Origin of the sequence: Mammaliicoccus fleurettii, assembly GCF_003970575.1 — a bacterium.
Taxonomy (GTDB): Bacteria; Bacillota; Bacilli; order Staphylococcales; family Staphylococcaceae; genus Mammaliicoccus; species Mammaliicoccus fleurettii.
Genome location: NZ_RXWZ01000033.1, coordinates 1 through 6,850, shown reverse-complemented (window position 1 = coordinate 6,850; position 6,850 = coordinate 1). Strand labels below are relative to the sequence as shown.

At 31.0% G+C, this 6,850-nt stretch carries 8 protein-coding genes; 5 read left to right on the top strand and 3 right to left on the bottom strand.

Annotation, left to right across the window (positions count from 1 at the left end):
- Positions 1–112: 112 nt before the first annotated feature.
- A complete protein-coding gene (locus CD129_RS02590; RefSeq protein ID WP_078357090.1) occupies positions 113–1,057 on the bottom strand; it encodes a cation diffusion facilitator family transporter in 945 nt (314 codons plus the stop codon).
- A 21-nt stretch (positions 1,058–1,078) separates the two neighbouring features.
- Complete coding sequence (locus CD129_RS02585) at positions 1,079–1,378, bottom strand: ArsR/SmtB family transcription factor (RefSeq protein WP_078357089.1); 300 nt, start codon at positions 1,376–1,378, stop codon at positions 1,079–1,081.
- Between the two features lie 137 nt (positions 1,379–1,515).
- On the opposite strand from CD129_RS02585, the gene CD129_RS02580 reads away from it, so the two are divergent.
- From CD129_RS02580 to CD129_RS02560, 5 genes are all read left to right on the top strand, one after another.
- Positions 1,516–1,830, top strand: coding sequence for a CHY zinc finger protein (locus tag CD129_RS02580; RefSeq protein ID WP_078357088.1), 315 nt, complete (start codon positions 1,516–1,518; stop codon positions 1,828–1,830).
- A 107-nt stretch (positions 1,831–1,937) separates the two neighbouring features.
- On the top strand, positions 1,938–2,435 hold the full coding sequence (locus CD129_RS02575; RefSeq protein WP_078357087.1) for a hypothetical protein: 498 nt from the start codon (positions 1,938–1,940) through the stop codon (positions 2,433–2,435).
- Positions 2,436–2,509: 74 nt separating this feature from the next.
- Positions 2,510–3,940, top strand: coding sequence for an MDR family MFS transporter (locus CD129_RS02570; RefSeq protein WP_078357086.1), 1,431 nt, complete (start codon positions 2,510–2,512; stop codon positions 3,938–3,940).
- Between the two features lie 122 nt (positions 3,941–4,062).
- The gene (locus CD129_RS02565; protein WP_078357085.1) at positions 4,063–5,127 is read left to right on the top strand and encodes a YkvI family membrane protein; all 1,065 of its coding nucleotides are present in this window, start codon (positions 4,063–4,065) and stop codon (positions 5,125–5,127) included.
- Positions 5,128–5,174: 47 nt separating this feature from the next.
- A complete protein-coding gene (locus tag CD129_RS02560; protein WP_078357084.1) occupies positions 5,175–6,209 on the top strand; it encodes an alpha/beta hydrolase in 1,035 nt (344 codons plus the stop codon).
- A gap of 45 nt (positions 6,210–6,254) precedes the next feature.
- Here the strand turns inward: CD129_RS02560 and CD129_RS02555 are convergent, their stop codons facing one another.
- Positions 6,255–6,758 carry a GNAT family N-acetyltransferase gene (locus tag CD129_RS02555; protein ID WP_078357083.1) on the bottom strand — a complete coding sequence of 168 codons (504 nt, stop codon included), beginning with the start codon at positions 6,756–6,758 and terminating at the stop codon, positions 6,255–6,257.
- Positions 6,759–6,850: the final 92 nt, after the last annotated feature.

Sequence of the window (6,850 nt, the reverse complement as noted above, 5' to 3'; positions counted from 1 at the left end):
AAAAAACACCTCCGTATAAATTCATTTTAATATGAATTCAACGAAAGTGTTTTTATTTTATTCCCACAAATTGGGGTCAGCTCAAATTAAATGTTCCAGCCTTTCTACTTGTTTAATGAACATGTTCTGTTTGATCCATACAACATAATAAAGAATTATCGTGCTGATGGTCTGATGTTTCTAATTGGATAGTAGCATGTTGTATGGATTTATGGTTTAGTTTATGGTTAATTTCTTCTATTATACTGTCGCATTCTAATACTGTTTTTTCTCTATCTACAACTGCATGACAACTTAATGCTGTTAGATCACTTGTGATAGACCAAATGTGCAAATCATGTACATCGATTATTTCTGGATGTGATGTGATTGTTTCTGAAATTTCGTGTATATCGATATTTGATGGTGTTCCTTCCATTAATACGTTTAATGCTGATTTTGTAACACCATATCCGCTTCTTATAATTAGCATAGCAACAATAACACTTGCTATTGGATCGGCTAATTTCCAACCGAAAATTATCATGATTATTGCTGCTACTATTGCACCGACTGACCCTAATAAATCTCCGAGTACATGTATAAAAGCACCACGCATATTTAAATTGTTTTTTGTGTCAGATCCTTTAAACATTAACCAGGCAATAACAAGATTAACGATTAATCCAATTGTACTAATGATGAGCATACCTGTTGAAGCTACTTCAGGTGGATTTATAAATCGTGAGATTGCTTCATAAAAAATGTATAAGCTAATAGCAATTAATAAAATTCCATTTATAAAAGCAGCGAGTATTTCAAAACGGCGATAGCCATAAGTTTTATGTTGATTTGCAACACGTTCACCGAATTTAAAAGCCATGAGTGCAATAAATAAAGAAATTGCATCACTAAGCATATGACCTGCATCTGATAATAAGGCTAAGCTATTTGTAACATATCCTCCAATTACTTCTACAATCATAAATAAAGTAATGATTATGAAAGAAATCAGTAATATTTTTTTATTATTTGTATGAACATGGTTGTGGTCATGTCCGTGATGTTCATGTCCCATATAAACACCTCTCAATTTAAATTAATGTTTAGCGTGTTCGATTGCTTGTTTTAAAAATAGAATAACGTGGTCATCATCAATTGAGTAGAATATGCTCTTTCCTTCTCTTTCAAATTTAACAAGTCGAAGATTCTTTAAAAATCTCAATTGATGGGAAACTGAAGATTGACTAAGTGAAAGTGTTTCTGCTATACATCCAACTGAGTGTCTGCCTGTACAAAGTAAATGTAAAATCTTTACTCGAGTTGGATCACTTAATGCTTTAAAGGTTTGTGACACTAGTAACAATGTTTCATCATCTAATATATTATAAGTACTCATTTTATTCTCCTAACATATGAATATAAGTTCATATGTTAATTCTATAAAAAATCGTCATCTATGTCAAATGATTATAAATTGACAAAATAGATGCTATTGTGAGATGTTTTGTTTTATTAAAATGTTTGGAGGATATTATGGTAACTATATATGGACTAACAGTAGATGATGAATCTAGATGTGAGCATTATCAAACACCTCTAGATATCATTGCAATTAAATTTAAATGTTGTAACAAATTTTATCCTTGCTATAAATGTCATGAAGAATGTGAAAAACATGAACTTAAAAGATGGGATAAAAGTGAATTTGATGAACATGCTATATTGTGTGGTGTATGTAAACAAACAATTTCAATAAATGATTATATGCTAAAAGAAGTATGCCCACATTGTGCATCAAGGTTTAATCATCGATGTAAATATCATCACCATTTATATTTTAAAATTTAATTTGGTTTAATGTTTTAAAGGTAATTTATTACAAAACGTGTTATAATATTTTTAACTATAAAAATGAGCATACAGTGAATGTTGAAAAGAGAGAAGGAGGACATTAAATGAAAGATTTAATAAAAGGTCATATATTAAGTGGCGAATTTGATACTGCATATAGATTGATGTCCGAAGTGGATTTCTTAGAATTTGAAGAACACTTCATTTCAGCAGCTCACGAAGAAGAAAGTACAATGTTTTATACTTTTATATTAGATTCTATTAAGAAGGAAGAAACAAGTGAACTTCATGACTTAGCATTTTTGCTACATGTCTATCCATATAGTGAGCATGATGGTGCATTCTACTCAGCTTATTATCATGCTGAAAGATCGATGATATTAACAGAATATAAAGAAGTGAAGAGTTTATTGCAAATGCTTTTATTACATGCAATTCCAGAACCTTTGCTATCCGATAAGCAAGCATTTGACATTAGTAAACAAATACTTAAAATAGATCCCGATAATAAAGTTGCTAGAAATATAATGAAAGAAACTGCTAAGAGAATGGATAAAGTTGTAGTAGATTTTTCACAATTATCTAATTCTCAAAATGCATAAACCTAGTCGTTTGACTAGGTTTATTTTTTATGGGATTATAGGAAAGTTACAAAAACAAATATTAGGAGAAACAAATGGATAATCAAGTTAAAAGAAAAATCATCATGATTGTATTTTTGGTTGGTACATTCTTCATGATTTTAAACGAGACGCTTTTAAATATTGCATTAAAAGAATTGATGTCAGTATTTAATGTTGATGCGCCAACTGTTCAATGGATGGCGACTGGTTTTATGTTAGTAATGGGTGTACTGACGCCACTGTCTGCCGTTGTAAATCAATGGTTTACAACGAGAAGGTTATTTTTAGGGTTAGTAACAGTCTTCACAATCGGGACATTAACAGCAGGTTTAGCAATTAATTTCCCTATGTTATTAGTTGGTAGAATGATTCAAGCAGCAGGAACTGGACTTATGATTCCGACAGTTATGAATGCAATGCTTTTGTTATATAATGAGCATGAACGTGGGAAAATAATGGGGCAATTTGGTTTAGTGATTATGTTTGCACCAGCACTAGGACCCACATTATCAGGTGTTATTGTAGACTATATGGGTTGGAGATGGTTATTTTTAATTGTCATTCCATTCATGATGTTCACCTTTATTTTTGCCTATAGATATTTACAAAATGTAGGAGAAATAACGAGACCAAAAATTGATGTTTTCTCAATTATTTTATCTACAATAGGTATATCAACAATCATTTACAGTGTATCTTCAGTTAGTAGTACAGAAGGTGGATTCTCAAATCCATCAATCTTTATAACGTTAATTGTTGGTATAATTATGATGACTTTATTTGTATTTAGACAACTTAAATTAGACGAACCGCTACTGGACCTAAAAGTGTTTAAATACCATAACTATACTAAAGGTGTCATTATATTTGTTGTAGTTATTATGACAATGTTTGCATCTGAAATAGTTATGCCTATGTATTTACAAGGTCCTATGGGATTCAGTGCTAAAATAGCTGGTCTTATTTTATTACCTGGCGCTCTACTTAATGGTTTCTTATCACCATTTATGGGGGCTATATTTGATAAAATTGGACCGAGAAAACTCGTTGTACCAGGTTTGATTGTATTATTATGTGTTTCAATATTTTATTCAACAATTCACCCGGGTATATCCGTTTGGGTATTTGTCGTTGTGTATATTATTTTAATGATCAGTATTTCTGCAGTGTTAATGCCTGCAAATACAAATGCTTTAAATGCTATACCTAAAGAAATGTATCCACATGGAACAGCTGTTTCAAATATGTTACAACCAATTGGTGGTGCATTAGGTATCGCTGTATTTGTGAGTATTATGAATAGTGGTCAAACTACAGCACTTCAAGGTATTAAAAATCCAACAACAGAACAAATTAATAATGCTATGACAGTGGGTATACATCATTCTTATTGGTTTGGTATTGTGTTATTAGTTCTAGCAATAATTGTAGGATTTACAGTTACAAGAGCGAACTATAGCAAATCATTGGAAGAAAAATCGTAACTAAATTTGTGTTTTTACAAAACCACTTACTTTTGTAAGAGGTTTTTTTTAATTACTGGAATAGTTTTTATGATAGTGGGTATATGTCACTATATTGAACAAGTAAATGAGGAGGAAGATTTGTGTCAAATGTTAAAGAAGCAACAAAAATAGGGTTTGCTTATGTCGGAGTCGTAGTGGGAGCTGGATTTTCAACAGGACAAGAAGTAATGAAATTCTTTACACACTATGGTTTGTATGGCTATCTAGGTGTAATCATCTCAGGGATTATGCTAGCGTTCTTTGGCCGACAAGTAGCAAAAATTGGTACTGCGTTAGATGCTGATGATCACAGCTCTACTATCAACTATTTGTTCGGTAAAGCAGGTATTGTTATAGACTATGTATTAATATTCTTCTTATTTGGAATATCTGTCACGATGATAGCTGGTGCAGGTTCTGCATTTCAAGAAAGTTTTGGTGTGCCAACATGGCTAGGAGCTTTAATTATGTGTGTGGTTATTTATATCACACTATTATTAGATTTTGATAAAATTGTTAAAGCTTTAGGTGTAGTAACACCATTCTTAATAATTATTATTCTTATCATTGCAGGTTATTTCTTTATAAATGGACATGTTGGTATTTCTGAAATAAATAGTACAGTAGAAGAGCCAAGTCTATTTTGGGGTATTGCTCAAGGATTCATTTATGGAGGATTAGCTTTCTCTGTAGGATTTAGTACGTTAATTGCAATAGGTGGAGACGCTGATAAACGTCGTATTTCAGGTTTAGGTGGAATTATTGGCGGTGTTATTTATTTAGTATTATTAGCACTGATTAACTCAGGACTATTAGCAGAATATCCTAATATTAAAGATGTAGAAATCCCTACATTAGCATTGGCTAGAACTATATCACCAATAGTTGGTTTAGCACTGTCGGTTATTATGCTAATGGTAATGTACAATACAATTTTAGGGTTAATGTATTCATTTACCGCTAGATTTACGGTACCATTTTCAAAAAAATATGTATTGTTATTAACGATCGCAATGTTATTGGCATATGGATTAAGCTTTGTAGGTTTCTCTGCATTAATAGATAAACTTTATCCAGCAATGGGTGTAATTGGTTTAGTTATATGCGGTGCAATACTCGTTAAATATATATTGAGAAAAAAAGATAATAAAAAACATATCGCATAAAATAAATGAATATGTTAAACTGTCTTCTTACATGAGGAAGTGAACATATGAAAAGGAAAAAACGACGGTTGTTTATTTTGATTGTGGCGATCATCGTTGTTGTAAGTGGTTTTTATATTTTTAATAAATATCAAGAACATAAACAACAAGAAAAACAATTGCAAGCGCAAAGAGCAAATCAATTACTTCTTAATAATAAAAAAGTGAAATTGATTCGGGATGTAAGTTATGGACATTCTGCACCAAAAAGTCAAATGGATATTATTGTGCCTTCAAAAATGAAAAAAGGTGAAAAATTGCCTGTCATATTTTGGACGCATGGTGGTGGATTTATCGCAGGGGATAAAAGACAAAAAAATCCATATTTGGCTCAAATTGCTGAAAAAGGATATGTTATAGTGAATGTTAATTACGCTTTAGCACCAGATTCGCAATATCCTACACCTATACATCAATTAGATCAAGCAACTAAATATACATTGAAATATAAAAATAAATTTAATATTGACCATAAACAAATTCTTTATGGTGGTGATTCAGCGGGAGCTCAAATAGCTAGTCAATATGTCGCTATTCAAACAAATCCAAAGTTACAACAGCAAATGGATATGAAAGCTAGTATCAAACAAGAGTATTTAAGAGGCGCAATTCTATTTGGTGGCCTTTATAATATGCAAACCGTAAGAAGTACTGATTTTCCTAGAATTGATTTATTTATGACAAGTTATACAGGTTCGAAAAAATGGGAAAGAAACTTTGCCCAGATTAATCAATTATCTACTGTAGATCAAGTAACGAAGTATTATCCACCTACATTTTTAACGGTTGGAGATGCTGACCCATTTGATCCACAAAATAGAGAATTTGATAAAGTGTTGAACGAACAAGGTATAGAAACAACAACTTCATTCTTTGATGGTACACATGGTTTGCGTCACCAATATCAATTTCACATGAATTTAAAAGAGTCTAAAACGACTTATAATAGTGTGATGATGTTTCTAGGTGCGAATACGAAACAGTCACCTTATGAGAATAATGCAACTCAAGAATCAGAAACGGTATTAAAGAAAGACAAATAAAAAAGACAAACTAAGCGAGCTTTTGCTTGATTAGTTTGTCTTTTTTTATAATAATTTAGCCATTACAAATTCATCATAAAATTTTTCATTAAAATATAACGTTTCTTCTTTTTTGCCTTCTACTTTGAAACCAAATTTCTCATATAAACGATAAGCAGGTTCATTCTCGGTAACAACGTTTAGTTCTAGTCGATGAAGTTGTCTTCTTACCGCCCATGCTTCTGTTTCTTGTAACAATTTATAGCCGATACCTTTGTTTCTAAAAGATGGAAGTAATCCCATAGCAATTTTAGCAGCGTGACTATTTCTTTTTGTTCTTCCACCTTGAAGTGTCACATAACCAATTAAAGCATCATTTAATTCGGCAACAATTATAGTAGAATTACTTGTTGTAATCATTTCTTCTAGAAATAAAGTTTGATTTTGTATTGAAATTTGATGTTCACCTGGATTAAATAATAGATATTCTGATTGATTAATCACGCTATCTAATAATTTATTAAAGTTTTCAACATCATTTATTCGAATTTCTCGTATGATTTCTTTCATAAAATATCTCCTATTTCTATTTATAAATTACAAACAATGTTATATTTATTGTAAATATGCAACAAGTTATAAATATTATAACACATATATAA